The organism is Anaeromyxobacter sp. SG17, from assembly GCF_022690695.1.
Taxonomy (GTDB): domain Bacteria; phylum Myxococcota; class Myxococcia; order Myxococcales; family Anaeromyxobacteraceae; genus Anaeromyxobacter; species Anaeromyxobacter soli.
The window spans coordinates 62582-88199 of sequence record NZ_JALCYX010000006.1 but is presented as its reverse complement, the minus strand read 5'-3'; the positions used below and the strand labels follow the sequence as shown (position 1 = coordinate 88199).

The following is a 25618-nucleotide window of genomic DNA, read 5'->3' as shown; positions in this document are numbered from 1 at the left end:
CCATGAACCGCACGCTCGCCGCCCTCGTCCCCGTCCTCGCGCTCACGGCCGCCTGCGGGCCGGACTTCGATCCCGCCTCCGAGGTGCAGGGGTTCCGCGTGCTCGCGGTCCGCGCCGAGCCGCCCGAGATCGCCCCGCCCTCCGACGGCTCGGCCCCCGCCCGCGCGGACTTCGGGACGCTCGTCGTGGATCCGGCCCTCGTCGCGGACCCGGCCCGGCGCGCGGTGGTGCTCCACGTCGCCTGCACCCCGGCGCCGGGAGACCCGGGCCCCTCCCCCTGCACCCTGTTCTCCGAGCTGGCGGATCCCTCGACGCTGCTCGCGGGCGCCGATCTCGCGGCGGCCTGCGCCGCCCCGGGCGTCGGCGTCGCGGGAGGGATCTCCTTCGCCGGCCTCGAGGCGTGCGGACGCGACGGCTGCGGCCCGCTGGCGGTGAGGCGGGATCCCGCCGACCCGGGCTCCGCGGTGGCGCTGCCCGGGGCTGCCTACGAGCTCCCCGCGGACTACACGCTGTCGGCGCTGCCCGCGTCGTCTCCCGAGCGCGTCCTCGGCCTGGAGGTCACCGACCTCGCCCTCGCGCTCGACGCGACGCCGGACGAGCTCGCGCCTGCGAGCGCGGTGGGGAGCGACTGCGAGCTCCTCGGCGCCGTCGCCGCCCGCTTCGAGGCGGAGTGGTCGCGCCGCCCCCACGTCGCGGCGCTGAAGCGGATCCGGGTCCGCGGTCCGGCGGCGCCCTCCGCGCCCAACCACAACCCCGTCCTGTCAGGCGTGGCGCTCGAGGGCGCGGCGCTCCCGGCGCCCGGTGAGACGCCCGCGGCCGTGCCGCCGAGCGCGAAGGTGCCGCTCCTGCCGCTCCTGCCGGCGGGCTTCGAGGAGCTGCGCGAGACCTACGTCGAGAGCGACGCGGCGGGCCAGCCCATCGCGACGCGGAAGGAGGACTGGACCTTCTCCTGGTTCACGAGCGCGGGCGAGCTCGAGAAGCTGCACACGAACCACCCCGACGAGGCGGCGGAGCTCACCACGCCGGCAGCCGGGGCTCCCACGGTGTGGGTGGTCGCGCGCGATCTCGTCGGTGGCGTGACGTGGCGCGCGGGCTCGCTCGCCGTGACGCCGTGAGGGGGTCGGCCCGCCGGGCGTCTCGAGGTTGACAGGCAAGTCGTAGCTTGCCTATGTTCCGCCGGGTGGCCGACGTGTTCGAAGCGCTCGCCGCCCCGACGAGGCGGGCGATCCTCGACGAGCTCACCGATCGGGACGGTCAGTCGCTGTTCGAGCTGTGCACGCGGCTGACGATGAAGCACGGGCTCGCGATGTCGAGGCAGGCGATCTCGCAGCACCTCGAGGTGCTCGAGGCGGCCGGCCTCGTGACCACGCGGCGTGAAGGCAGGTGCAAGCTCCATCACCTCGACACCGCACCGCTGCGGAGTATCTTCGAGCGGTGGCCGGTCGAGGGGCTGAAAGGGACCCGGCGATGAAAATCAACCTGACGAGCGTCCTGGTCGATGACCAGGAGAAGGCCCTGAGGTTCTACACGGAGGTCCTCGGGTTCGTGAAGAAGACCGAGATCCCGCTGGGCGAGGTGCGCTGGCTCACCGTCGTGTCGCCCGAAGCCCCGGATGGCCCCGAGCTCGTGCTGGAGCCGGACGGGCACCCCGCGGCGCGCCCGTTCAAGCGGGCCCTGGTGGAGGACGGCATCCCGTTCACCTCGTTCGCCGTAGAGGACGTGCGTGCCGAGTACGAGCGGCTCCGCTCGGCAGGCGTTCGTTTCGTCCAGCCGCCCACCGAGATGGGCCCGGTGACGATCGCGGTGCTCGACGACACCTGCGGGAACCTCATCCAGATCGCCAGCCAGAAGTAGTCGGCCCGGGAGGTCCGCCTCCCACCGTTCCGCGGCATCACCGACGCGCTCGATCCACCGGCGGTCCGTCACGCGTGGCGACGTAGACGTTCTCGAACGTGCCGCCGCGCCGGGAGCCCGCCTCGACTGCGCCGCGCACGGTCACGCGCGCGCGGCGGTGCCGCCGGAGCGTCTCGAGGAAGCGCTCCCACTCGGCCGCGGGAGGGAGCGTGGAGGTGGCGAAGAAGTCGCCAGCGACGGGCTCGTCGAAGCTCACCTCGCTCCGCTGGATGACCACCCCAGCCTCGACGCCGCGCTCGCGCAGGTTGAGGTGCACGAGCGTCCAGCCCGAGAGGATCGCGATCGCGGAGAGGCTGCCGCCGAAGGCCGTGGACCGGTGATTGAGGCTGGGGGCGAGCGGCGCGGCCAGGCGCAGCGAGGCTCCGTCGTACCGCTCGATGACGGCGCCGAGGTGGACTGCGAGCGGGATGTGCTCGCGGACGTAGCGGGTGATCTCGTCCCGCGTCACGCGATCGAGCTCCGTGTCAGGAGTTGCCTCGAGCTTTGGTCACGCGTGTCCGATCTAGGCGGTGGGGCGAGGCGTGTCTCGAGGTTCATGCCGCGAGCCGGAGCGCAGCGGTCAGGGCGGAGCCGGCGGGGAACGGGATCACGGGGTCGGGGTCGAGGTCGAGGTCGTCGAGGTCGATCTGGCCGACGTCGCCGCTTCCGAGGTCGCCGTGGCGCGCCGCCTGGACGGGACCTCGCGTCCTCGGCGGGCCACGATGGACGGAGACAAGGTACGGGGGCCGGTGCCGTCCGCCAGACGCCGCTGGCAACGCGGGGCCGCATGGGCGGGGTTGACCATGGGCGAAGGTGCCTTGGCGGCCAACCGCGTTGCATGCGGTCCGTGGTTCGGGGAGGTGCCTACCGCGTCCAGTGGCCCGCCTCCGGGCGCGAGGTCCCGCCACGTGGGGGCGGCGCGCTGGAGCCGGGGTGGGTGGAAGGCTCGGCGTCGGTCGTCGTGGTCGGGGTCGCGGTCGGGGTCGCGGTCACGTCTGATATTCACCCACCGTCGCGCTGGAGTCCGCCCGACCGTCAGACACAGATGGTATGGGTTCACTCGATGGACGTCGTGCCCCTGAGCCCTCCCGCTCCTCTCGCGATCGCCTCGGCGGCCGCGCTGGACGCGCTCGCGGCGGAGGCGTGGCTGCTCGAGCCGCCGCCGCCGCACGAGCGGAAGGGCATCCTGCGGGACGAGGCGGCGCTCCTCATCGACCGGCTCCTCAGCCGCGTCGCGCGTGGGCACGGCGCGCTCGAGATCGCCATCGGCCGCGGGCTCGCGGCGCTCGCCGACCGGGACGGTGCGATGCGGTTCGGGTACGCGAGCGTCGGTGACTACGCGCGCGAGCGGCTGGGCATCGCGGCCAGCACGGCGCAGAAGCTCGTGAGGCTCGCGCGGGCGCTCCGCGACCGCCCGCTCCTCGCCGACGCGGTCCGGCGCGGCGAGGTGAGCGCGCGCAAGGCCGAGACGGTCCTCCCCGTTGCCCGCGGTGAGGCGGAGGCGCGCTGGGTCTCGATCGCCCGCACCGAGACGGTGCGCGCGCTCGCGGCGGCGGTGCGGGCCGAAGCAGCCGCCGAGGCGAAGGCGGACGAGGAGCCGCGGGAGCGCGTGTCCCTCCAGCTCACGCCCGCGGGTCGCGCGAAGCTCGACGAGGCGATGGCGCTCGCGGGCAAGGTTCTCGGAGCGACCGCGCCGAGGTGGCAGCGGCTCGAGGCGATCTGCGAGGAGTTCCTCGGCGCCCATCCCGTGGAAGCGCTCTCGGACGGCGGGGACGAGGTCACGGACGAAGGCGTCCTGCGCGGGCCGGCCGCAGAATGGTTCGAGGCGGCGAGGGCGGGGCTCGAGGAGGAGTATGGCCGCTGGGCGTTCCTCGGAGCGGTCGCTCCGGTCGAGGCGGAGGTGAGCGCCGAGCTCGACGGCGGCGCGGACGTGCGCGTCGACGAGGAGCTGAGGCGGCTCGCGGCGATGCGCGATCGCTGGGACGCGCTCGTCGGGCACCTCGGCCTGCTGCTCCGGACGCTGCGACTGTGGCGCGACATGGGTTTCGCCTCGTTCGGCCACTACTGCGAGGAGCGGCTCGGAATGGCTACGCGCACGGTGCAGCAGCGGGTCCAGCTGGAGCGTAGGCTCTACGCGCTCCCCGCGCTCGAGCAGGCGATGCGCGACGGGCGCGTGTCCTACGAGCAGGCGCGGCTCGTGGCGGAGGTCGCGGACGATCTCACCACCGAGGACTGGATCCGCCGGGCGGAGGGTACGACCTGCATCGCGCTGCGCCGGGAGATCGAGGCGGAGCAGGAGGCGCAGATGTGCGCGCGGGCCGAGCTCGACCTGCGCGTGCCTCGGCGGGTCGGGCGCCTCCTCGACGAAGCGTTCCGGGCGGCCCGCGCAGCGGCCGACCGCTGGCTCACGCCCGCGGAGTGCCTCGAGCGGATGGCGGAGCACTTCATCTCGACCTGGAAACCCGCGCTCGCGGAGCGGAGCACGCCGCAGCGGCGGGCCCTCGCGCGCGACGGCGGACTCTGCCAGGTGCCGGGTTGCAGCCGGGCGGCCGTGCACGCGCACCACGTCGTCTATCGCTCGCGCGGCGGCGGTGACGACCCGGCGAACCTCGCATCGCTCTGCGCCGCCCACCACCTGCGGGGAGTACACGGTGGGCTCGTCGAGGTTCGCGGCGTAGCGCCGGACCGGCTCACGTGGCGGCTCGGCGCGCGGGATCCGACGCGGTCCCTGGACTGAGCTCCGTCGAGTGAGCGTCCATCGAGCGGCGGTGGGTGGGTCGGAGCAGCTCGATGTCGGGACCCACCGCCATGCCGCCGTGCACCCGCTTCGTCCCCTGGCGTCGCAGCCGTGCCGCGCTACGCTGCGGTCATGTCCGATGCATCCCTTCCCCGCACTCTCGTCCGCGCCAGCGAGCGCGGACAGGCCGAGTCGAGCGGCCACCCGTACAACCCGCGCTCGGAGATCCACGGCTGGATGATCTCCCGCGCCGCCGGCCTCGGCCGGATCGCGGTGAACCTCGCGTGGCTCCCTCCCGGCAAGGAGTCCGCCATCTTCCACGTCCACCACCGCGAGGAGGAATGGGTCTTCGTCCTCGAGGGGCGGGGCGTGATCGAGCTCGACGACGCCGAGCACGAGGTCGGCCCGGGCGACTTCGTGGCCCTCCCGCCGGGCGTGGCGCACCACGTCCGCAACGCCTCCGCCGATGAGCGGCTCCTCCTGCTCGAGGGCGGGGAGATCATCCCGGACGTCGAGGTGGCGGACTTCCCGCGCCTGCGACGCCGGATGGTCCGCCTCGGCAATCGTTTCGCGGTCTACTCCATGGACGCGGAGATCGAGTTCTTCCCGGGAGTGAAGGAGCTGCCGCGCGAGCTGGTCGGCCTCCCGCCGCCGGGAGAGCGGCCGCGCCTGCTCGTCCGCGCCGGCGAGCGCGGCGAGGCGCGCGTCTACCACCACCCGCAGAACCCGCGCTCGGAGGTCGGGCTCACCTGGCTCTCCCGCCCCGCGCTGAAGCGCATCTCGGCAGGCGTCGCCGCGGTGCCCGCCGGCAGGGAGTCCTTCGTGAAGCACGTGCACCGGCACGACGAGGAGTGGATGTACGTCCTCTCCGGGAGCGGCGTCGCGGTGATCGGCGACCGCGAGGAGCCCATCGGCCCCGGCGACTTCCTCGGCTTCCCCGCCGGCGACCCGGCACACAACGTTCGCGCCTCGCCGGAGGGCGAGCTCGTCTACCTGCTCGGCGGAGACGCCTGGTCGCGGAGCACGATCGAGATCGTCGACTTCCCGGAGCTCGGCTTGCGGAAGACGTTCGTGGGGACGCGCAGCTCCCTGACCTTCCCGCTGGACGCGGCGGTCGAGAGCAAGGGCACTTAGGACGGGCCACGGCGGACAAGGCGGGGGTCGGGTCGGGGTCGGGAAGTCACCTCCGGTATTCACCGCCAGTCGCTCCATCACCGCCGAGGACTGGAGCCGCCGGGCGCCACGAGGCCAGCGGGTCGCCCCGCTGGCCTCATGCCCGCTGCCTCGACGACGACGCCGTCTAGCCCTGCGCGGCCTTCAGGGCCGGCTCGTATTCGGGCTCCTGCCCGATCTCCGGCACGAGCTGGCGGTAGATCACCTTGTCGTCCGCGTCGAGCACCACGACCGCGCGGCCGCAGAGGCCCGCGAGCGGGCCGTCCGTGAGGAGGATGCCGTAGTCCTGTCCGAACTTCTTGTCGCGCATGAGCGAGAGCGTGACGACGTTCTGCAGCCCCTCGGTCGTGCAGAACCGCTTCGCCGCGAACGGAAGGTCCGCGGAGACGACGAGCACCACCGTGTTCGGGAGCTGACCCGCCTTCTCGTTGAACTTGCGGGTCGAGGTGGCGCAGACGGCCGTGTCGAGGCTCGGGACGATGTTCAGGATCTTGCGCTTGCCCTTGAAGTCGGCGAGCGAGACGTCCTTCAGATCGCCCCCCGTGAGCTTGAAGTCGGGCGCCTTGGCGCCGACGGCCGGCAGCTCGCCGCTGGTGTGGATCGGGTTCCCCTTGAGCGTCACCTGGGCCATGAATCCTCCGTTCGAGTTCGCGCGGTTTTAACCCACGCCCACCCGGAGCGCCGGGATTGTGGCCGCTCGTCCCCAGCGGGGACACACTCACCGTCGCGCCACCCGGCCGCACCCGGCGAGGCGGCTGGCCGCTCCCCGACTCAGGCCGCATCCATCTCCGGACCGGAGGAGGAGATGGGAGCACCCGAGGCACGGGAGGCCAGCACGCGCGGGGTGCGCGGCGGCGTCCGGGTCCGCGACGGGCTGTGCGGCATCTGCCCCGCGGGCTGCTGGGTGCGCGCCCACGTGGAGGGGGACCGGCTCGTCGGGGTGGAGCCGCTCCCGGATCACCCGCTCGGCATGCTCTGCACGATCGGGCGCCACTCGCCCGAGATCGTCCACTCGCCCGACCGGGTGAACCGCCCCCTCCGCCGCACCGGCCCCAAGGGCAGGTACGCGTTCGAGCCCATCTCCTGGGACGCCGCGTACGCGCTCCTGGCAGGCCGGCTCGCCAGCATCAAGCGGGAGCACGGCGCCGAGGCGACCGCGGTCTACACCGGCCGGGGCGCGTTCGAGCTCTCGCTCTGCGACGTGTTCCAGCCGGCCGGCGTGGCCGTCTCGTCCGCCTCGAGCGTCCTCTTCCCGTTCGGCTCGCCCAACACGCTCGGGGTGGGGGCGCTCTGCTACGTCGCGTTCGCGATGATCGCGCCGCACGTCACCATGGGCGCGATGCTGCTCGGGCTCGACGCCGACCTCGACCAGGCCGAGCTCGTCGTGCTGTGGGGAGCGAACCCGGCCACCGACTCGCCGCCGACGGCGCACCACCAGGTCGTGCGCGCCCGCCAGCGCGGCGCCCAGGTCATCGCCATCGACCCGCGCCGGAACGACACCGCGCGGGCCGTCGACGCGGAGTGGATCCCGATCCGCCCCGGCACCGACGGCGCGCTCGCGCTCGCCCTCATCGAGGTGCTCCTCGAGGAGGAGCTCCACGACGAGGAGTTCGCGCGCGACTGGACCGTGGGGTTCGAGGACCTCGCGCGGCTCGCCCAGCACTACCGGCCCGAGCGCGTCGAGGGGATCACCGGTGTGCCCGCCGCCACCATCCGCAGCCTCGCGCGCCGCATCGCGGCCGCCCGCGGCGCGTGCCCCGTCACCTACACCGGCCTCGAGTACTCCGGGAACGGCGTGCAGGCGATCCGCGCGCTCCTCACGCTGTGGGGCCTCGCGGGACAGCTCGACGTCCCGGGCGGCCTCGTCTTCCGCATGCGGGACGGCGCGTTCCCGCAGAACCGCCGCCACCTCCAGCCGAACCCCGCCGTGGGGAAGGCGCTCGGGCGCGAGCGCTTCCCCCTGTACACGCGCTACCGCGGCGAGTCCCACGCGATCGCCCTGCCCCGCTCGGTGCTCGAGGGCGATCCCTACCGGATCCGGGCGCTCGTCGTGCACGGTGCGTCGATCCTCACCGCGTGGCCGGACCCGGAGCTGTGGCGCCGGACCCTCGCCGGCCTCGACTTCCTCGTGTGCGTCGATCGCTTCCTCACCGCGGACGCGGCGTTCGCGGACCTCGTCCTTCCGGCGGCGACGGGGTACGAGATCACCTCGTACATGCGGTACGGCCCGCTCTTCAAGATCCGCGAGCCGCTCGTGCCGCCGGTCGGCGAGGCGCGCAACGACTTCCTCATCATGGCCGGGCTCGCCGACCGGCTCGGCTACGGGCACCTCTACCCGCAGACGGAGGAGGCGCTCCTGCGCCACGCGCTCGAGGGGACGGGCTTCACGCTCGAGGCGGTGCGGGCCGCGGGGGGAGAGGCGCGGGTGCCCGCCCCGTTCCTCCAGTATCGCAAGTGGGAGAAGGGCCTCCTCCGGCCCGACGGCGAGCCCGGGTTCGACACGCCCTCCGGCAGGTTCGAGATCGCCTCGTCGATCCTGGCCGAGCACGGCTACGAGCCGCTGCCGGTCTACGTCGAGCCGCCGGAGAGCCCGGCGAGCCGGCCCGATCTCGCGGGCAGCCACCCGCTCGTCTTCAACTCCGGCGCGCGCGGCTTCCACGACTTCCGCAGCCAGCACCACGGCGTGCCCGGCCTCGCGGCGCGCGCGCCCGAGCCGCTCGCGACGCTCAGCGCGGAGGACGCCGCCGCGCGCGGGATCGCGAGCGGGGATCCGGTCTGGGTCGAGACGCCGCGCGGGCGCGCCCCCTTCCGCGCGCACGTGACCGCGGACCTCGTCCCGGGCGCCATCGACGCGAGCATGGGGGGCGGCGGGCCGCTGGGGAGCGCGTCCTGGCGCGCCTGCAACGTGAACGCCCTCACGGACCTCGCCCAGTGCGATCCGATCTCGGGCTTCCCCGTCTACAAGGCGCTCCTCTGCGAGGTGCGCCGCGCCGACGGGGCGGCGGCCGCGGAGCCGGCGGAGGGGGCGCCCGAGCGCGACGCGCCGAGGGGACCGCGGATCGAGGCGGCCCCGCTCCGCCCCATCTACCTCGACCACGCGGCGACCACCCCCGTCGCGCCGGCGGTCGCCGAGGCGATGGCGCCGTTCCTCGCGGGCGCGTTCGGGAACCCCTCGAGCGTCCACCCCCGCGGCGCCGAGGCGCGCGCCGCCGTCGAGGACGCGCGCCGCAAGGTGGCCCGCGCGCTCGAGTGCACGGCGCGGCGCGTGGTGTTCACGGGATCGGGCTCCGAGTCGGACAACCTCGCGGTGAAGGGCGCCGCGTGGGCGTGCCGCGCGCGCGGCCGCCACGTCGTCACCTCCGCCATCGAGCACCCCGCCGTGCTGGAGGCCTGCCGCGCCCTCGTGCCTCATGGGTTCGAGCTCACCGTGGTGCCGGTCGAGCGCGACGGGCACGTCTCGCCGGAGCGGGTCCTCGGCGCCCTCCGCGACGACACCGTGCTCGTCTCGCTCATGCTCGTGAACAACGAGGTGGGCACGATCCAGCCGGTCGCGGCGCTCGCGCCGGCGGTGCGGGCGCGCGGCGCGCTCCTCCACGCGGACGCGGTCCAGGCGCTCGGCAAGGTCGCCCTCGACGTGGAGGCGCTGGGGGTGGACCTCCTCACGGTCTCGGCGCACAAGATCCACGGCCCGAAGGGCGTCGGCGCGCTCTACGTCCGCGCCGGCGTCTCGCTCGAGCCGCTCGTGCACGGCGGCGGGCAGGAGCACGGGCTGCGGGCGGGCACCGAGAACGTCGCGGGCGTCGTCGGGTTCGGGCGCGCCTGCGAGCTCGCGATGCAGCGGCTCGGCGGCGGCGAGATGGACCGGCTCGCGGCGCTCCGCGACCGCCTCGAGGCGGGCCTCCTGAGGCTCCTGCCGGAGGCGCGGCGGAACGGGGACGGGGCGCGCATCGCGACCACCCTCGACGTCACGCTGCCCGGGATCCGGGGCGAGTCGCTCGTGCTCGCGCTGGGCCGCCGCGCCGTGCACCTCTCCTCCGGCTCGGCCTGCCACTCCGGCGATCCAGAGCCGTCGCGCACCCTCCTCGCCATGGGCCTCACGCCCGAGGAGGCGCACTGCTCGGTGCGCTTCTCGCTCGGGGCGGGGCAGACCGAGGCGGACGTGGACGAGGCGCTGGCGCGGATCGCCGAGACGCTCGCCGCCTCGCGCGCGGCGGTGCGGTTCCTCGCGTGCCGGTGAGGCCCGGGCCGCGCAGGCGCTTCAGGCCGGTGGGAGGGCGCGCAGGAGCGGCGACGGCGTGCCCGGCGCGGCGATCCAGAGCTGGTGCGCCGCGCGCGTGACGGCGACGTGCAGCCGGCGGCGCGCCTCGTCCGCGTCGGGGTAGGCGCGGACCGAGGCGTCGGGCACGACCACGTAGTCGAACTCGAGCCCCTTCACGCTCGCCACGTCGGTGACGTCCACGCCCGGCCGGAACGAGAACCGGCCGTCGATCGCCAGGCGGGCCTCGGGCATGTCGGAGAGGAGGCGGTGGAACGCGCGCGCGACCTCGGCCGAGTGTGCGACGACCGCCACGGACGCGTCCGGCTCGCGCTCGACGAGATCACGGATCGCCCCCACCAGGAACAGCTGCGCGTGGGCCTCCGTCGGGAAGTCGAACCGCGACACGGGCGCGCCGTCGCGGCCCGCGCGCGGCGGAGAGGGCGGCGCGAGCGGGCCGAGGATGGCGTGGGCGGCCTCCGCGATGGGGCGCGGGCAGCGGTAGGTGGTCTCGAGCTTGACCGTCGCGGCGCGCTCCGCGCCGATCGCCGCGAGCGCCTGCGGCCAGCCGGCGTAGGAGGAGAACGTCTGCTGCGCGTCGTCGCCGGCGAGGGTCACGCTGCGGCCGTCGAGGTGGCGGCCGAGCACGGAGAGCTCGAACAGCGAGACGTCCTCCGCCTCGTCCACCACGAGGTGCGCGAGCGACCTGCCGCCCCCGGCGCCGGCGAGGGTGGCGAGGAACAGGAGGATGGGGAGATCCTCCGGGTCGAGCGTCCCGGCGATCGCCTCGGGCGTGTCCTCGGAGAGGCCCAGGCCGTCGAGCGTCTCGCGCCGGTCGGGATCGACGCCCGCGACGAGCTCGTCGGTCGGCGGCGCGAGCTGTAGCCGCGTGTGCCGGACCGTCTCCTCGATGGCCGTGGTGGGGAGATCCCCCTGCGCCGCCCGGATTACGCCGGCGAGGAACGCCGGGTCCACGCACAGATCGCCGAGCTCCTGGCGCAGCTTCGCGAGCGAGGGCCGCGCGCCGGCGAGCCGCGGGCGGCGGCGGAGCGTCTCGTACAGCGCGGGGTGGCGCTTGAGCCGCGAGACGAGCGACGGCGTGTCGGCGCACAGGCGCGGCGGCGGGGCGCGGAAGACGCTCTGGAACGCGCCGCGCGACCAGGAGTCCAGCGTCCGGACCGCCGCCCGATCGAGGCCGAGCGGCTCGAGGAGCCGCGCCGCGAGCTGCGCGAGGCCGAGCTCCGGCACCACCACCTGCATCCGCGAGGGCGGGAAGCGCCGCGGGTCCTCGAAGGCGATGCGCGCGAGCCGGTGCAGGGCGACGGTGGTCTTGCCGCTCCCGGCGCTGCCGATGACGAGCAGCGGCCGGTCCGGGGGCGCGGAGACCGCCTCGAACTGATCGGGGTCGAGCAGGGCGGTGATGTCCGGGGCGGAGACCCTCCCGCGCGCGCCCGCGCCGGTCCCGAGGGCTCCGGCGCGCGCCGCCTTGCCCGCGCCGCCCCCGAGCGCGGCGCCCTGCACGGCGAGCCGCCGCCACACGCCGTCGGCGCCGCGCGCGACGGTCAGCTCTCCCGCGGAGACGCGGGTGAGCACGCCGCGCTCCACCACCACCACGCGGCGCGCCTCCACCACCCCCGCCGCGACGCGGCCGGGGAACGCCTCCTCGAACTCCTCGCCTTCGCGGTAGCGGTAGAAGATCGCGGCGACCGGCGCGTAGCGCCAGTCCACCACGCGCACCCCCGCCCCGCGATCCACGAACGTGTGCCGGCCGAGGCAGTAGTCCCTGACCTCGCCCCCCTCGCGCACCCGCAGGTGCGCGAAGTACGGCGCGCTCGGATCGGGGAACCCGTCCGGCCGCTGGCGCTCGAGCACGGCGCGAACGAGTCCCATCTCCTGGAACACGGTCGGCAGGTCCTTGGAGGTGGACTCGAGCGCCTCGTCGCGGAGCTCCCGGAGGCGTCCGGCGAGGTCGCTCTCCGCCCGGACGGACGCGCGCGCGCCGAGCGCCCCGTGCACCGCCGCGAGGAGGGATTCCTCCTCGGCCACGATGTCCTGTGCGCGGGCGTCGAGGGCGTCGGACGCCGGGGGGATCGCCTGTGGAGTCCGGATCGGCAAGGGGCGGTCCTTCTAACGCGGCGCCAGGGCGATCGCACGCTGGTTCGGCGGCGGCGCATCCTACCCTCGACCCTGACGCCGGCGCGCGCAAGGCGCGGTGCGACGAGGTCGCGGGCGCGCGCTGGCGTCGCGCCCCGAGCGTGTCCACCGTCTCCACTCGGGGGAATACCCGATGCCCAAGCTACCCGTGCTCTCCGAGTGGCCCGTCGCTCGCCAGCTCGTCTCCGGGGACACCTCTGGCCTCGGCGCGAGCGCCATGAGCGAGCGGACGCGCGAGCTCGTGCCTCGCACCGCCTCGGCGGATCGCGTGGTCCGCTCCATCTGCCCTTACTGCGCGGTCGGCTGCGGCCAGCTCGTCTACGTGAAGGACGAGCGGATCGTCGACATCGAGGGCGATCCCGACTCGCCCATGTCCCAGGGCTGCCTGTGCCCCAAGGGCGCCGCGACCTTCCAGCTCGTCACCGGCTCGCACCGCGAGCAGCACGTCCTCTACCGCCGCCCCGGCGGCAGGGAGTGGGAGCGCATCCCGCTCGCGCGGGCGATGGACATGGTGGCCGAGCGAGTGAAGCGCTCGCGCGACGAGACGTTCGAGGAGCGCATCGAGGATCCCGGCGCGAAGCACCACGGCGCGCGGGTGCGGCGCACGCTGGGCGTCGCGCACCTCGGCGGCGCGACCCTCGACAACGAGGAGAACTACCTCCTCAAGAAGCTCTACACCGCGCTCGGCGTCGTGCAGGTGGAGAACCAGGCCCGGATCTGACACAGCTCCACGGTCCCCGGTCTGGGGATCTCCTTCGGACGCGGCGGCGCGACGACCTTCCCCGGCGACCTGCAGAACGCCGACTGGGTGGTCGTGCAGGGCTCGAACATGGCGGAGTGCCACCCCGTCGCCTTCCGCTGGGTGATGGAGGCGAAGAACCGCGGCGCGACGATCATCCACGTGGACCCGCGCTTCACGCGCACGAGCGCGGTCGCCGACCTGCACGTCCCCATCCGCCCGGGCTCGGACATCGCCTTCCTCGGGGGCCTGGTGCGCCACGTCATCGAGAACGAGCGCTGGTTCAAGGAGTACGTCCTCCACTACACGAACGCCTCGACGCTCGTGGACGAGCGCTTCCGGGACACCGAGGACCTGGAGGGGCTCTTCAGCGGGTTCGACTCGAAGTCGAACTCGTACGACCCGGAGACCTGGTCGTACGACGGCGTCGACGGGGTGGTGCCCGCCGCCGGCCACAAGGAGGTCTACGCCGAGAAGGGCGCGGGGAAGGAGTCGCTGCACGGCGCGAACATCCTCGAGCGGAAGACCGACCCGACGCTGCAGGACCCGCGCTGCGTGTTCCAGATCCTGAAGCGTCACTTCTCCCGCTACACGCCCGAGGTCGTCGCCGAGACGTGCGGCATCCCCGAGCCGCTCTTCCTCGAGGTGGCGGAGACGCTGTGCCGGAACTCGGGGCGCGAGCGCACCGGCGCGTTCTGCTACGCGGTCGGCTGGACGCAGCACTCCGTGGGCGTCCAGTACATCCGCACCGCGTCGATCCTCCAGCTCCTCCTCGGCAACATCGGGCGCCCCGGCGGCGGCATCATGGCGCTCCGCGGGCACGCCTCCATCCAGGGATCGACCGACATCCCGACGCTGTTCGACCTGCTCCCCGGCTACCTGCCGATGCCCCACTCGCTCCTGCCCGACCGCGGGCTCGAGCAGTACGTGAAGAACAACCGCTCGCCCTCGGGCTGGTGGAGCGAGATGCCGAAGTACGTCGTCTCGCTCCTCAAGGCGTGGTTCGGCGACGCGGCCACGCGGGAGAACGACTGGGGGTTCGATCTCCTGCCCCGCCTCTCCGGCAACCACTCGCACATGACGACCGTCTCCGAGATGGCGGACGGCAAGGTGAAGGGGTACCTCGTCGTGGGCGAGAACCCGACGGTCGGCTCCATGCATGGGAGCCTGCACCGCAAGGGCCTGCGCAAGCTGGACTGGCTCGTCGTGCGCGACTTCGCCCTCACCGAGACCGCCGAGTTCTGGCGGACGGCGCCGGAGATCGCGCGCGGGGAGGTCCGGACCGAGGACATCCAGACGGAGGTGTTCTTCTTCCCCGCCGCCGCGCACACCGAGAAGGACGGCTCGTTCACCAACACGCAGCGCTGCCTGCAGTGGCACCACCGGGCCATCGAGCCGCCCGGCGATTGCCGCAGCGATCTCTGGTTCGTGTACCACCTCGGCAAGCGCCTTAAGCGCCTCTACGCGGACGCGCCGGGGCCGAACGCCGAGGCCATCCGGGCGCTCACCTGGGACTACCCGACGAAGGGGAAGGACGAGGATCCCGACGCCGAGGCCGTCCTGCGCGAGGTGAACGGCTTCACGATCAGGGACGGGAGGCCGGTGGCGGGCTTCAAGGAGCTCACCGACGACGGCGCGACCGCGTGCGGCTGCTGGATCTACTCCGGGTGCTACAAGGACGGCGTGAACCAGCCCGCCCGGCGGCGGCCCCAGTCCGAGCAGCACTGGGTCGCGCCGGAGTGGGGCTGGTCCTGGCCCGCGAACCGCCGCATCCTCTACAACCGCGCCTCGGCCGATCCCGAGGGGCGCCCCTGGTCCGAGCGGAAGCGCTACGTCTGGTGGGACGCCGAGAAGGGCGCGTGGTCCGGCTACGACGTCCCGGACTTCATCCCCGACCGGCCGCCCTCGTACCGGCCGCCGCCGGGGGCCGAGGGGCTCGCCACGCTCTCGGGCGACGATCCCTTCATCATGCAGGCCGACGGCAAGGGCTGGCTCTTCGCGCCCTCCGGCCTGCTCGACGGCCCGCTCCCGACCCACTACGAGCCGGAGGAGTCGGTCCTCGAGAACCCGCTCTACCCGCAGCAGTGCAACCCGGCGCGGATGGAGTGGCACCGGGCCGACAACCCCTACCACCGCGCGTTCGGCGACCCGCGCTTCCCGTACGTCGTCACGACCTACCGCCTCACCGAGCACCACACCGCCGGCGGGATGAGCCGCTGGCTCTCGTGGCTCTCCGAGCTGCAGCCCGAGATGTTCTGCGAGATCTCGCGGGAGCTCGCGGCGGAGAAGGGGCTCGCGAACGGGCGCTGGGCCACGATCACGACGGCGCGGGGGGAGATCGAGTGCCGCGTGCTCGTGACGGAGCGCATGAAGCCGCTCCGGGTGAAGGGGCGGACGCTCCACACGATCGGCCTCCCCTACCACTGGAGCTACGTCGGGCGCGTGCGCGGCGACCCGGCGAACGAGCTCATCCCGTTCGTGGCCGACCCGAACGTCTCCATCCAGGAGTCCAAGGCGCTCACCGCGAACATCCGCGCGGGCCGCCACTCCCTCGGGCGCCGCTCCGCAACTGACGGGCTCGAGCTCCGGCAACCGGAGCCCCCGCGCGCCCCGCCGCCCCGCGATCTGCCGGGGATCCGGACCGCGCACCGCCACCCTCCGACCGAGCCGAGGAAGTAGCCATGCAGCGGATGGGCTTCTTCACCGACACCACGCTCTGCATCGGGTGCAAGGCCTGCGAGGTCGCGTGCAAGCAGTGGAACCAGCTCCCCGACGACGGCTTCCACTTCACCGGCATGAGCTACGACAACACCGGCATGCTCGGCGCCTCCACCTGGCGCCACGTCGCGTTCGTGGAGCGCGCGGCGGAGCTGCCGGGCCAGGGGAGCCCGCGCGACGGCGTCGAGGGCGGCGCGCGCGCGTTCGGCGAGCTGTTCCCGGCGGGCCAGCCGGGGCCGACGAGCCTGCTCGGGCACGACATCCAGCCGACGCACCTCGAGACGCCGGTCGCGCTCGGGCCCACCGAGCGCGCGCTCGGGAAGTTCTCCTGGCTGATGATCTCCGACGTCTGCAAGCACTGCGAGCGCGCCGGCTGCCTCGAGGCCTGCCCCACCGGCGCGATCGTGCGCACCGAGTTCGGCTCGGTCTACGTCCAGCCGGACGTCTGCAACGGGTGCGGGTACTGCGTCTCCGCCTGCCCGTTCGGCGTCGTCGACCGGCGCGAGGAGGACGGTCGCGCGTGGAAGTGCACGCTCTGCTACGACCGGCTGAAGGGCGGGATGGTCCCGGCGTGCGCGAAGGCCTGCCCGACCGCCTCCATCCAGTTCGGCGAGCTCGAGGACCTGCGCGCGCGGGCCCACCGGCGCGTGGAGCAGCTGCACGCGCGCGGCGTGGCCGAGGCCCACCTCTACGGCGAGGACGCCGCGAGCCAGCCCGGGACCGAGGGGCTGCACGCGTTCTTCCTGCTGTGCGATCGCCCCGAGGTCTACAACCTGCCGCCCGACCCGGTGGTGCCCACCGCGAAGGTGGTGCGGTCGTGGCGGTCGATGGCCGCGGGCGTGCTCTCGCTCGCGGCGCTCGCCATGGGCGCGGTGTTCTCGGCGCGGAGGGCGTGATGGACGCGATGGATCCGCTGAGGCAGGCCTCGACGCCAAGGGACGGACGCAACGTGGATCCGCAGGTGGGGCGCCTCACCGGCGAGGCCTCCGGGCAGCGCGCCTCGCCGCAGCGCGCGGCGGCCGCGCTCGCGCGCGCGGACCGCGCGGCGGAGCGGACCGCCTCCCTCCCGGAGGAGGAGGTGGAGGGGCCGAGCTACCACGGGCTGCCCGTGCTGAAGGAGCCGGTGTGGAGGTGGATGATCCCCGCGTACTTCTACACGGGCGGCCTCGCGGGGGCGTGCGGGGTGCTCGGCGCGGCGGCGCAGCTCGCCGGCGGGCGCGGCACCTTTCCCCTCGTGCGGCGCTGCCGGACGCTCGCGGTGGGCGGGGCGGTCGCGAGCGCGGGGCTCCTCATCGCCGACCTGGGCCGGCCGGCGCGGTTCATCGCCATGATGCGCGTGTTCCGTCCGACCTCGCCGATGAACATGGGCACCTGGGTGCTCGCCTCGTTCGGCGCGCTCAGCGGCGCGGCGGCGCTGCCGGCGTTCCTCCCGTCGTCCCGCGCGCTCCGGCGCGCCGGCGACGCCGCGGGGCTCGCGGCCGGGGCGCTGGGCCTGCCGCTCGTCGGCTACACCGGCGTCCTGCTCGCGAACACCGCGGTGCCGGTGTGGCAGGAGACGCGCAACACGCTGCCGATGCTGTTCGCCTTCTCCGGCGCGGTGAGCGCCGGCGCGGCGCTGGACCTCTGGCCGCCCGCGGGGCCGGGGGCGGAGATGGCGCGGCGGTTCGGGCTCGTCGCGAAGGGCGCCGAGATCGCGCTCTCGCGGGCGCTGCACAGGGAGGCCGGCTTCGAGCGGGTGGAGCGGCCGCTCCGGCGCGGCGCGGCAGGCGCCCTCCTTCGCGGCGCGCGCATCCTGCTCGGCGCCTCGGCGGTCGTGGACCTCGTGCGCCGCCGCTCGCCCGCGCTGCGGATCGCCTCGGGCGCCCTCGGCACGCTGGGGACGCTCGCGCTCCGCTTCGGGGTGCTGGCCGCGGGACGTGCCTCCGCCCGGGATCCCCACGCGACGTTCGAGCTGCAGCGCGCCGGGCGCGGCGCCGCGGAGCTGACTAGGAAGGGGGAGGCGCCCGGACGGATGCCCGCACCGAGCGGGATCGACGCGACGGGTGAGGAATCGGTGGAACATGGAGCGATTCCCTGAGCCCGTCGTCCCGGCCACCGCCGCGCGCCCGGCCCCTGCGGAGCGCGTGAACGCCGCCGCCTGCCGTCCGCGGGGCTCGCTCGTCGACGCGCAGGGCCGGACCATCCGCTACCTGCGCGTGGCGCTCACCGACCGCTGCAACTTCCGCTGCACCTACTGCTCGCCGGCGGCGTACGAGCCGCCGGACGCCCTCCTCTCCCGCGCGGAGCTCGCCCGGCTGTTCCGGCTCTTCGCCGCGCTCGGCGTGCGCCGCATCCGGCTCACCGGCGGCGAGCCGACGCTGCGCAGGGACGTCGTCGAGATCGTCGCGGACGCCGCCGCGACGCCGGGGATCGAGGACGTCGCGATCACCACGAACGGCCACCGGCTCGCAGAGCTCGTCGAGCCGCTCCACGCGGCGGGGCTCGGCGCGCTCAACGTGTCCCTCGACACGCTCGCGCCGGAGCGGCTCCGCGGCGTCTCGGGCCAGGCGGCGCGGCTGGACCGCATCCTCGCCGGCATCGACGCGGCGGCGGGCCGGTTCCGCTCGCTGAAGCTCAACACCGTGGTGATGCCGGGCGTGAACGAGGACGAGCTCGGGTCGCTCGTGCGCTACGCCTGGGACCGCGGCGCCCTCCCCCGGTTCATCGAGCAGATGCCGTTCGGCGGGGGCGCGCCCGTGCCGCTCGCGGAGGTTCGCCGGCGGCTCGAGGAGGCGGGCTTCTCGCTCGCCCCCGACCTCTTCCGCGGCTGGGGTCCGGCCCGCCACATGCGCGCCCGCGACCGCGACGGGCGCGAGGGGCTCGTCGGCTTCATCGGCGCGATGACCGAGAACTTCTGCGAGGACTGCAACCGGGCGAGGATCGCGGCCTACGGCGGGTTCCAGGCCTGCCTGGGGGGCGAGGATCGGGTACAGCTCAAGGATCGGATGCGGGCGGGCGACGGGGACGAGGCGCTCGCCGACGCCGTGGCGGGCGCGCTGGGGAGGAAGGCGCCGCGTCATCACATGGAGGAGGCAGGCGCCGGGCTCGTGCTGCTGGCAATGCGCGGCATCGGGGGCTAGGCGCTCCGCCGGAGGGAGACGTCATGACGTCGAATCGGTGGCTCATCGCCGCAGCGGGCACGGTCGCGATGGCGTGCCTCGGCACGGTTTACTCCTGGAGCCTGTTCACCCAGCCGCTCATCGCGGCCTTCCGCTGGTCCAACACGACCACCACCTGGACGTTCGCGCTCGCCATCCTGTTCCTCGGGATCGGGGCGGTGATCGGCGGGCGCTGGCAGGACGCGAAGGGACCGCGCCCGGTGGCGGTGACCGGCCTCGTCCTGTGGGGGCTCGGCAACGTGCTCGCAGGGCTCGGCACGACCGCGCTCGGCGCGCCCTGGATCTACTTCACCTACGGCGTCATCGGCGGGCTCGGCCTCGGCCTCGGCTACGTGACGCCGGTCGCCGCGGTGACGAAGTGGTTCCCGGACCGCCGCGGGCTCGGCAGCGGCATGGTGGTGATGGGCTTCGGCCTGGGCGCGTTCTTCTACAACAACGTCCTCAAGGCGATCCCGGCGTTCGCCGGCGCGTCGCGCGAGGCGGGGCGCGTGCTCGCCGCCCGGGCCGCAGGGGAGAGCGACGCGGTGCTCTCCGCCGGGGCGACCGGCACGCTCATGCGGACGTTCATCGTGTCGGGCGTCGTCTTCGCGATCCTCGGCGGGCTCTGCGCGCTCGTGATCCGGAACCCGCCGCCCGCCGCGGTCCCCGCGGCCGCGGCCTCGCCCGCCGTGGCCTCCCGCGCCACGCGCGACTACCCGCCCTCGGAGGCGCTCCGGACCCCGCAGTTCTGGGCGCTCTGGATGATGCTCTTCCTGAACGTCACCGCCGGCATCCTCTTCATCTCGAACGCGGTGCCGATCATGCGCGAGCTCACGGGGACCTCGCCCGAGACGGCGCTCGCGGTCTACGGCTTCATCGCGCTCTTCAACGGGCTCGGCCGGTTCTTCTGGGGCGCCGTCTCCGACCGCATCGGGCGGAACGCCGCCTACCTCCTCATCTACGGCTCGCAGGTCGTCATCTTCTTCGTGGTGGGCGGCATCCACGCCCTGCCGGTGGTGGCGATCCTGTTCGCGGTGGTGCTGCTCGACTACGGCGGCGGGTTCGGGACGATGCCGTCGTTCACGGCCGACTACTTCGGCACGAAGTACATGGGCGTGAACTACGGGTGGATCCTGCTGGCGTGGGGCGTCGGGGGCGTCGTCGGCCCGATCTTCGTCGCGCTCGTGAAGGACGCGACCGGATCGTTCTCCGGCGCGCTGCCCGTCATCGCGGTGGTGCTGTTCGTCGCGGCGATCCTGCCCATCGTGACCCGGCGCCCCGGCGCGGAGCGCGAGGGCGCGGGCCGCTGGGCGCACCTGTTCCCGAACCGGCGCGTCCACGCCTGAGCGCCGCTCGCGCCTCGCTCGACCGCCGCTGCCCCCGGCGCGGGGGGAGGAGGAGCCTCGACCTGGCGGGCGCCGCCCGCCCGCTGCCCCCGCCGTCCGGCCCGGCTCGCACGGCACCGTCGCGGTCACCACCTTTACGCGACGGAGGGAGACGAATGGCATCTTCTTGGACTCGAAGTGCGTATCTCGCCGCTGGCGCGGCGGCCCTGCTCGCCGCGGCTTGCCAGCGGGGCGACGACCGGAGGAAGGCGAGCAGCCGCGGCGACACCGGCGGCGCGGTCGCCTCGCAGGAGCAGGCCGAGAAGGCGACCGAGTCGTCCGCGAAGACGCAGAAGAAGGCGGCCGACGAGCAGAAGCAGGTGGCCGACGCGCAGAAGGACGTGAGGGAGAAGGAGCAGGAGCTCCAGAAGGCGCGGGCGAAGGAGCAGAAGGAGCTCGGTGAGGCGCAGGGCGCGCAGCAGCAGGCCCGGCAGTCGAACCAGCAGGCCGCGCAGGCGACCGCGAACGCCCAGCAGCAGGCGGCGCAGGAGCACGAGCAGCTCGCGAAGAGCGAGCAGGAGCGCGCGCAGCAGTCGGCCCAGCAGCCCACCGGCGCCCAGCCGCAGCCTCCGCCGGCGAGCCCCGCGGGCGGGGCGGCCGCCGAGCGCACCGCGAGCGGCACCGTCGTGAGCGCGAGCGCGCAGGAGGTCGTCGTGCGCCAGGGCGGCGCCGAGCCGGACATCAAGCTCCGCGTCGGCCCGGATACACCGGTCCTCATCGACGGCCAGCAGCGCACCGTGAGCGACCTGAAGGAAGGGACGCAGGTCCGGGCCGCGTTCACCGAGCAGGGCGGCGCGCCGCAGGCGCTCCGGATCGAGGTGCAGGGAGGCGCGGGCGGACAGCAGGGCAGCTCGCAGCAGGGCGTCCCCCAGCAGTAGCGCTGAGCCGGTGCGGGGACGACGGCGGGGGCCGCGCCTTTCGTGCGCGGCCCCCGCTGCGTTTTTGGGGGCACGCTCGAGACCCGACCTTCGACGACCGCGACCCCGACCGCGACGATCCCGCCCGCTGAAACCTCCTTCCGCCCCCCGCATCCAATCCCTCGACTGCCACCCGCTGCCGCGCCCCGCGGCTCGGGCGGCTTTGGGCGCTGAGCCGCGCCTGGAGGAGAGATCCATGAGACGTGCCCTCGCCGCAGCCGTCCCGCTCGCAGCCCTCGCCCTGTACCTCTCCTTCCCGAAGGCAGCCGGACCGCAGCCCGCCCGCAGCAGCCATCACCCCGCGCGCCCCGCGGCGGAGGACCCGATCCTCGATCACGCCGACCGGCTGCTCGACGAGGGCCGGCGCGTCTTCCGCGACGAGACGTTCGGCGACGAGGACTTCTGGGGTGGGCAGCTCCGGCTGCACGAGGCCATCGCGGGGCAGGCGAACGGGGGCGTGGGGCCGGGCCTCTCCCCGCGCGCAGCGCTCTCGCTCGGGCTCAAGGTGGACGCCGGCGCCGTGCCGCCGGCGACGGCGGAGGCCGTGCGCAGGGGCGAGGTGAACCTCGACGATCCCGCCGTGACCGTGGCGCTGCTCCGCGCGGACGCGGTCCTCGGCGTGAAGGGCCAGTTCGACGACGCGGGCACGCTCCGCTCGGTGGGGATCACCTGCGCGCTGTGCCACTCGACCGTCGACGACTCCTTCGCGACGGGCATCGGCCGGCGGCTCGACGGCTGGCCCAACCGCGACCTCGACGTGGGCGCGATCGTCGCGAGCGCGCCCACGCTGGCGCCGTTCGCGGCGCTCCTCGGCACGGACGAGGACACGGTCCGCACGGTGCTGCGGAGCTGGGGGCCGGGCCGCTACGACGCGGAGCTCGCCCTCGACGGCAAGGCGTTCCGCCCGGACGGCAAGACCGGCGCGACGCTCCTGCCCGCCGCGTTCGGGCTCGCCGGGGTGAACCTGCACACGTACACGGGCTTCGGCTCGGTGACGTACTGGAACGCGTTCGTCGCGAACACGCAGATGCACGGCAAGGGCACGTTCTTCGACCCGCGCCTCGCCGACGCGACGCGCTTCCCGATCGCCGCGAAGGCGGGCTTCGCGGACGTGCGCTCGACGGACGATCGCATCACGCCGAGGCTCGCGGCGCTGCACTTCTACCAGCTCGCGATCCCGGCCCCGAAGCCGCCGGAGGGCTCGTTCGACGCCGACGCCGCCGCGCGGGGGAAGGCGGTCTTCGAGGGCAAGGGGAAGTGCGCCACCTGCCACGTCCCGCCGCTCTACACCGAGCCCGGCTTCGCGATGCACACCGCGGCGGAGCTCGGGATCGACGACTTCCAGGCGAGCCGCTCGCCGGAGCAGCGCTTCTACCGCACGACGCCTCTCGCCGGCCTCTTCACCCGCGCCAAGGGCGGCTACTACCACGACGGCCGGTTCCCGACGCTCGAGTCGGTCGTGGCGCACTACGCGGACACGCTCGGCCTCGAGCTCACGCCCGACGAGCGCGCCGACCTCGTGCAGTTCCTGCGATCGCTGTGAGGCGCGCCGGATCGCCGCGGCTCGGCCGCGCCGCGCCGAGCGGGGCCATTGCGCGTCGCGGGCCTCCGATGGTTAAAAGGCGCCATGGTAGCCCCTTCTCCCACCCCCGCCCGGCGGCGGCGGCTCCTCCGAGCCGCCGTCGTCGTCGCCGCGATCTTCGTCGCCTACACCGCCCTCGGCTTTCTCGCCGCACCCGCCCTCCTCCGGCGCGTCCTCGTGAAGGAGGGCTCGGCCGCGCTGCACCGCCAGGTCACCGTCGCGAAGGTGGGCGTGAACCCGCTCGCCCTCTCGATCACGATCGAGGGGCTCGCGGTCGCGCATCCGGACGGAACGCCGTTCGCCGGCTGGGAGTCGCTCTACGTGCGGCTCGCGCCGCAGCGGCTCGTGCTCGGTGAGGTGGGCCTCGCGGAGATCCGCCTCGTGAAGCCGTCCCTGAACGTCGGCCTCGATCGCAAGGGTGCGCTGACGTTCCAGGACCTGCTCGAGCCGGAGGCCCCGCCGGCGGCACCCGCCGCGCCCGCGAAGTCCGGGGGTGGACCTCGCGTCTCCATCGGCCGGCTCGCGGTGGAGGAGGCGCGCGTGGTGTTCCGCGACGCGACCCGCAGCCCCGCGTTCGACACCATCCTCGGCCCCGTCACGATCCGGCTCGACTCGTTCCGGACGCGGGGCGGGGGAGACAGCCCCTACGCCTTCACCGGCACGACGGAGTCCGGCGAGACGTTCAGCTGGACGGGCACGGTGCGGACGGAGCCGCTTCGTTCGGCGGGGACGCTGGCGTTCGAGGGGATCCACCTCCCCAAGTACGCGCCGTACATCCAGGACGAGCTCCCGGCGGATCTGCACGACGGGCGCCTCGCCTTCGAGACGCGCTACGAGCTCGAGTGGGGCACCGCCCGGCGCGTCCTCGCGCTCGCCGGCGGCAAGCTGACGGTGGACCGGCTCGCCATGGGGCCGCGCGGGGTGGCCGAACCTGCCGTGAAGCTGTCGCGCATCGAGGTGTCCGGGATCGAGGTGGACGCGCTGGCACAGCGAGCGAAGATCGACGAGGTCTCGCTCCGCGGCGGCAAGGTGCGCGTGCTGCGCGAGGCCGACGGGAGCCTGGAGCTCTCGCGGATGGCCCCGCCCCCGTCTCCGCCGTCCCCGTGGAAGTGGTCGATCGGCGCGCTGGCGGTCTCCGGGCTCGCCCTGGACCTCCAGGACCGCACCCCGTCGCGGCCGGTCGCCCTGCCCCTCACCGACGTGGCGCTCCGGATCGAGCGGCTCCGGCCCGAAGCGGACGCGACCTGGCCCGTCTCGCTGTCGCTCGTCTGGAACGGGCGCGGCCGGCTCGCCGTGAAGGGGCCGGTCCAGCCGTTCGGGAGCAAGGGGAAGCTCGAGGTGGACGCGGCCGAGCTCGACCTCGTGCCGCTCCAGCCCTACCTCGAGCCCGACGTCACTGCGCGGCTCACCGGCGGGCGCGCCGGCGCCCGGGCGACCGTGGACTTCGACGCGTCCGGGAAGGCGCCGCGCTGGACCTTCGCCGGCGACGTCCGGCTCGACGGGCTCGCGGTGGCCGAGAGGGGCAACGAGGACCTCCTGCGCTGGCGATCCCTCGAGGTCACCGGGATCGACGCCGCGTCCACGCCGCCGCGCGCCTCCGTGCGGCTCGTCCGCCTCGTGGAGCCGCGGGTGAAGGCGTACGTCTGGGAGGACGGCGCGACGAGCTTCGCGCGCGCCCTCCGCGCGGCGCCAGCGCCCGCGCCGGGGAAGCCGCCTCCCCCGCCCGGCCCGGAGTGGCGGACGGCGATCGGAGCGGTCCAGGTGGTGCGCGGGCGCGCCGCCTTCGTCGATCGCTCCGTGAGCCCGCCCGCGATCGTGAACGTCACCGGCGCCGACGCGGCGGTGGCGAAGCTCTCCTCGGATCCGCGGGTGCGGTCCACCGTGGACGTGAAGCTGCAGGTGGAGGGCGCGTCCCCCGTGCGCATCTCGGGCACGCTCAACCCGCTGCAGAAGGAGGCGTTCACCGAGCTCGTCGTCGCCTCGCAAGGCGTGGACCTGTCGCCCTTCGCGACCTACTCGGGCAAGTTCCTCGGCTACGGCATCCAGAAGGGCAAGCTCGACCTCGACCTCCGCTACAAGATCGAGAACCGGAACCTCGCCTCCACGAACGTCGTCAGGGTGAACCAGTTCACGCTCGGCGACCCCACGAACAGCCCCGACGCGACGAAGATCCCGGTGCGGCTCGCGCTCGCGCTCCTCCAGGATCGCGACGGGGTCATCCTCCTCGACGTCCCGATCGAGGGGAACCTCGACGACCCGAACTTCCACCTCGGCAAGGTGATCTGGCGGACGGTCCTGAACGTGCTCGTGAAGGTCGCGACCTCGCCCTTCAGCGCGCTCGCCGCCCTCGCCGGAGGCGATCACGCGGACCTCTCGCTGGTGGAGTTCGCCCCCGGCGCCGCCGAGGCCTTGCCGAGCGCCCAGGAGCGGTTCGGGCTCCTCGCGAGGTCGCTCGCGCAGCGGCCGGCCCTCGGGCTCGAGCTGGAGGGCTCCGCCGATCCCGACCAGGACGGCCCCGCGCTGCGGCGCGCCGCCCTGGAGCGGTCGCTCCGGCGCGCGAAGGCTGCGTCCATGCGGCCGCCTCCGCCGTCCGCGGACGAGGTGACGCTCTCGCCCGAGGAGCGGGCCCGGCTGGTGCGCGCCGCGTACGACGCCGCCTTCCCCGCCGCGCCGCGGAAGTCCGGCGAGGCTGCGGCCGCGCCGCCCTCGCCGCAGGAGATGGAGGAGCGCCTCGCCGCCGCGGTCGAGGTGCCGGCCGAGGCGTACCGCTCGCTCTCGGCGGAGCGGGCGCAGCGCGCGCGGGAGGCGCTGCTCGCGGCCGGGATCGACCAGGGCCGCCTCTTCCTGACGCAGGGCGGAGAGCGCGCGGAGAAGGAGAAGGGCGCGCGCGTGTACTTCACCGTGAGGTGAGGGACGCCGCCCCGCGGC

17 protein-coding genes are annotated in these 25618 nt (G+C 74.3%); 14 read left to right on the top strand and 3 right to left on the bottom strand.

Annotation, left to right across the window (positions count from 1 at the left end; genetic code table 11):
- Nucleotides 1-2 precede the first annotated feature (2 nt).
- Genes MNY60_RS04715 through MNY60_RS04705 form a run of 3 tightly spaced genes read left to right on the top strand, consistent with a single transcriptional unit; the run spans nucleotide 3 to nucleotide 1854 of the window.
- Nucleotides 3-1115, top strand: coding sequence for a hypothetical protein (locus MNY60_RS04715; protein WP_242334380.1), 1113 nt, complete (start codon nucleotides 3-5; stop codon nucleotides 1113-1115).
- Nucleotides 1116-1168: 53 nt separating this feature from the next.
- Nucleotides 1169-1471 (top strand): helix-turn-helix transcriptional regulator, encoded by a 303-nt coding sequence (locus MNY60_RS04710; protein WP_242360109.1) that lies wholly within the window; start codon nucleotides 1169-1171, stop codon nucleotides 1469-1471.
- Nucleotides 1468-1854 carry a VOC family protein gene (locus MNY60_RS04705; RefSeq protein WP_242334374.1) on the top strand — a complete coding sequence of 129 codons (387 nt, stop codon included), beginning with the start codon at nucleotides 1468-1470 and terminating at the stop codon, nucleotides 1852-1854. The genes MNY60_RS04710 and MNY60_RS04705 overlap by 4 nt, the downstream gene beginning before the upstream one ends.
- Nucleotides 1855-1891: 37 nt before the next feature.
- Here MNY60_RS04705 and MNY60_RS04700 read toward each other — a convergent pair whose 3' ends face one another.
- A complete protein-coding gene (locus MNY60_RS04700; RefSeq protein ID WP_242334371.1) occupies nucleotides 1892-2362 on the bottom strand; it encodes a YiiD C-terminal domain-containing protein in 471 nt (156 codons plus the stop codon).
- Between the two features lie 594 nt (nucleotides 2363-2956).
- Here MNY60_RS04700 and MNY60_RS04695 point away from each other — a divergent pair.
- Both MNY60_RS04695 and MNY60_RS04690 read left to right on the top strand, forming a co-directional pair.
- The gene (locus tag MNY60_RS04695) at nucleotides 2957-4630 is read left to right on the top strand and encodes an HNH endonuclease (RefSeq protein ID WP_242334368.1); all 1674 of its coding nucleotides are present in this window, start codon (nucleotides 2957-2959) and stop codon (nucleotides 4628-4630) included.
- 132 nt (nucleotides 4631-4762) lie between these two features.
- Nucleotides 4763-5764, top strand: coding sequence for a cupin domain-containing protein (locus tag MNY60_RS04690; RefSeq protein ID WP_242360108.1), 1002 nt, complete (start codon nucleotides 4763-4765; stop codon nucleotides 5762-5764).
- Between the two features lie 166 nt (nucleotides 5765-5930).
- On the opposite strand, the gene tpx is transcribed toward MNY60_RS04690, so the two are convergent.
- Nucleotides 5931-6434, bottom strand: a complete 504-nt coding sequence (tpx, locus tag MNY60_RS04685; RefSeq protein WP_242334362.1) for a thiol peroxidase — start codon at nucleotides 6432-6434, stop codon at nucleotides 5931-5933.
- A 174-nt stretch (nucleotides 6435-6608) separates the two neighbouring features.
- Between tpx and MNY60_RS04680 the strand changes: the two genes are divergently transcribed.
- Nucleotides 6609-10040, top strand: coding sequence for an aminotransferase class V-fold PLP-dependent enzyme (locus MNY60_RS04680; protein WP_242360107.1), 3432 nt, complete (start codon nucleotides 6609-6611; stop codon nucleotides 10038-10040).
- A gap of 21 nt (nucleotides 10041-10061) precedes the next feature.
- On the opposite strand, the gene MNY60_RS04675 is transcribed toward MNY60_RS04680, so the two are convergent.
- Nucleotides 10062-12173 (bottom strand): ATP-binding domain-containing protein, encoded by a 2112-nt coding sequence (locus tag MNY60_RS04675; RefSeq protein ID WP_242352569.1) that lies wholly within the window; start codon nucleotides 12171-12173, stop codon nucleotides 10062-10064.
- A gap of 172 nt (nucleotides 12174-12345) precedes the next feature.
- Here MNY60_RS04675 and fdh point away from each other — a divergent pair, with 172 nt between their 5' ends.
- The 8 genes from fdh (at nucleotide 12346) to MNY60_RS04635 (ending at nucleotide 25600) form a co-directional block, all read left to right on the top strand.
- Nucleotides 12346-15630 carry a formate dehydrogenase gene (fdh, locus tag MNY60_RS04670; protein WP_242352571.1) on the top strand — a complete coding sequence of 1095 codons (3285 nt, stop codon included), beginning with the start codon at nucleotides 12346-12348 and terminating at the stop codon, nucleotides 15628-15630.
- A gap of 2 nt (nucleotides 15631-15632) precedes the next feature.
- Complete coding sequence (locus MNY60_RS04665; RefSeq protein WP_242352573.1) at nucleotides 15633-16565, top strand: 4Fe-4S dicluster domain-containing protein; 933 nt, start codon at nucleotides 15633-15635, stop codon at nucleotides 16563-16565.
- An 8-nt stretch (nucleotides 16566-16573) separates the two neighbouring features.
- On the top strand, nucleotides 16574-17746 hold the full coding sequence (gene nrfD / locus MNY60_RS04660) for an NrfD/PsrC family molybdoenzyme membrane anchor subunit (protein ID WP_242352575.1): 1173 nt from the start codon (nucleotides 16574-16576) through the stop codon (nucleotides 17744-17746).
- Nucleotides 17730-18788 (top strand): GTP 3',8-cyclase MoaA, encoded by a 1059-nt coding sequence (moaA, locus tag MNY60_RS04655; protein WP_242352577.1) that lies wholly within the window; start codon nucleotides 17730-17732, stop codon nucleotides 18786-18788. Before nrfD ends, moaA begins: the two co-directional genes overlap by 17 nt.
- Nucleotides 18789-18811: 23 nt before the next feature.
- The gene (locus MNY60_RS04650; RefSeq protein WP_242352579.1) at nucleotides 18812-20152 is read left to right on the top strand and encodes an OFA family MFS transporter; all 1341 of its coding nucleotides are present in this window, start codon (nucleotides 18812-18814) and stop codon (nucleotides 20150-20152) included.
- A 155-nt stretch (nucleotides 20153-20307) separates the two neighbouring features.
- Nucleotides 20308-21069, top strand: a complete 762-nt coding sequence (locus MNY60_RS04645) for a hypothetical protein (RefSeq protein WP_242352581.1) — start codon at nucleotides 20308-20310, stop codon at nucleotides 21067-21069.
- A gap of 235 nt (nucleotides 21070-21304) precedes the next feature.
- Nucleotides 21305-22651 (top strand): hypothetical protein, encoded by a 1347-nt coding sequence (locus MNY60_RS04640; protein ID WP_242334335.1) that lies wholly within the window; start codon nucleotides 21305-21307, stop codon nucleotides 22649-22651.
- A gap of 84 nt (nucleotides 22652-22735) precedes the next feature.
- Entirely contained in the window at nucleotides 22736-25600 is a 2865-nt protein-coding gene (locus MNY60_RS04635; RefSeq protein ID WP_242360106.1) for a DUF748 domain-containing protein, read from the top strand.
- Nucleotides 25601-25618: the final 18 nt, after the last annotated feature.

Excerpts from the sequence above, each read along its gene's own strand:
- MNY60_RS04715 (WP_242334380.1), top strand. The coding sequence starts at position 3 with ATGAACCGCACGCTCGCCGCCCTCGTCCCCGTCCTCGCGCTCACGGCC.
- MNY60_RS04710 (WP_242360109.1), top strand. The coding sequence starts at position 1,169 with ATGTTCCGCCGGGTGGCCGACGTGTTCGAAGCGCTCGCCGCCCCGACG.
- MNY60_RS04705 (WP_242334374.1), top strand. The coding sequence starts at position 1,468 with ATGAAAATCAACCTGACGAGCGTCCTGGTCGATGACCAGGAGAAGGCC.
- MNY60_RS04695 (WP_242334368.1), top strand. The coding sequence starts at position 2,957 with ATGGACGTCGTGCCCCTGAGCCCTCCCGCTCCTCTCGCGATCGCCTCG.
- MNY60_RS04690 (WP_242360108.1), top strand. The coding sequence starts at position 4,763 with ATGTCCGATGCATCCCTTCCCCGCACTCTCGTCCGCGCCAGCGAGCGC.
- tpx (WP_242334362.1), bottom strand. The coding sequence starts at position 6,434 with ATGGCCCAGGTGACGCTCAAGGGGAACCCGATCCACACCAGCGGCGAG.
- MNY60_RS04680 (WP_242360107.1), top strand. The coding sequence starts at position 6,609 with ATGGGAGCACCCGAGGCACGGGAGGCCAGCACGCGCGGGGTGCGCGGC.
- MNY60_RS04665 (WP_242352573.1), top strand. The coding sequence starts at position 15,633 with ATGCAGCGGATGGGCTTCTTCACCGACACCACGCTCTGCATCGGGTGC.
- nrfD (WP_242352575.1), top strand. The coding sequence starts at position 16,574 with ATGGATCCGCTGAGGCAGGCCTCGACGCCAAGGGACGGACGCAACGTG.
- moaA (WP_242352577.1), top strand. The coding sequence starts at position 17,730 with ATGGAGCGATTCCCTGAGCCCGTCGTCCCGGCCACCGCCGCGCGCCCG.
- MNY60_RS04650 (WP_242352579.1), top strand. The coding sequence starts at position 18,812 with ATGACGTCGAATCGGTGGCTCATCGCCGCAGCGGGCACGGTCGCGATG.
- MNY60_RS04645 (WP_242352581.1), top strand. The coding sequence starts at position 20,308 with ATGGCATCTTCTTGGACTCGAAGTGCGTATCTCGCCGCTGGCGCGGCG.
- MNY60_RS04640 (WP_242334335.1), top strand. The coding sequence starts at position 21,305 with ATGAGACGTGCCCTCGCCGCAGCCGTCCCGCTCGCAGCCCTCGCCCTG.
- MNY60_RS04635 (WP_242360106.1), top strand. The coding sequence starts at position 22,736 with ATGGTAGCCCCTTCTCCCACCCCCGCCCGGCGGCGGCGGCTCCTCCGA.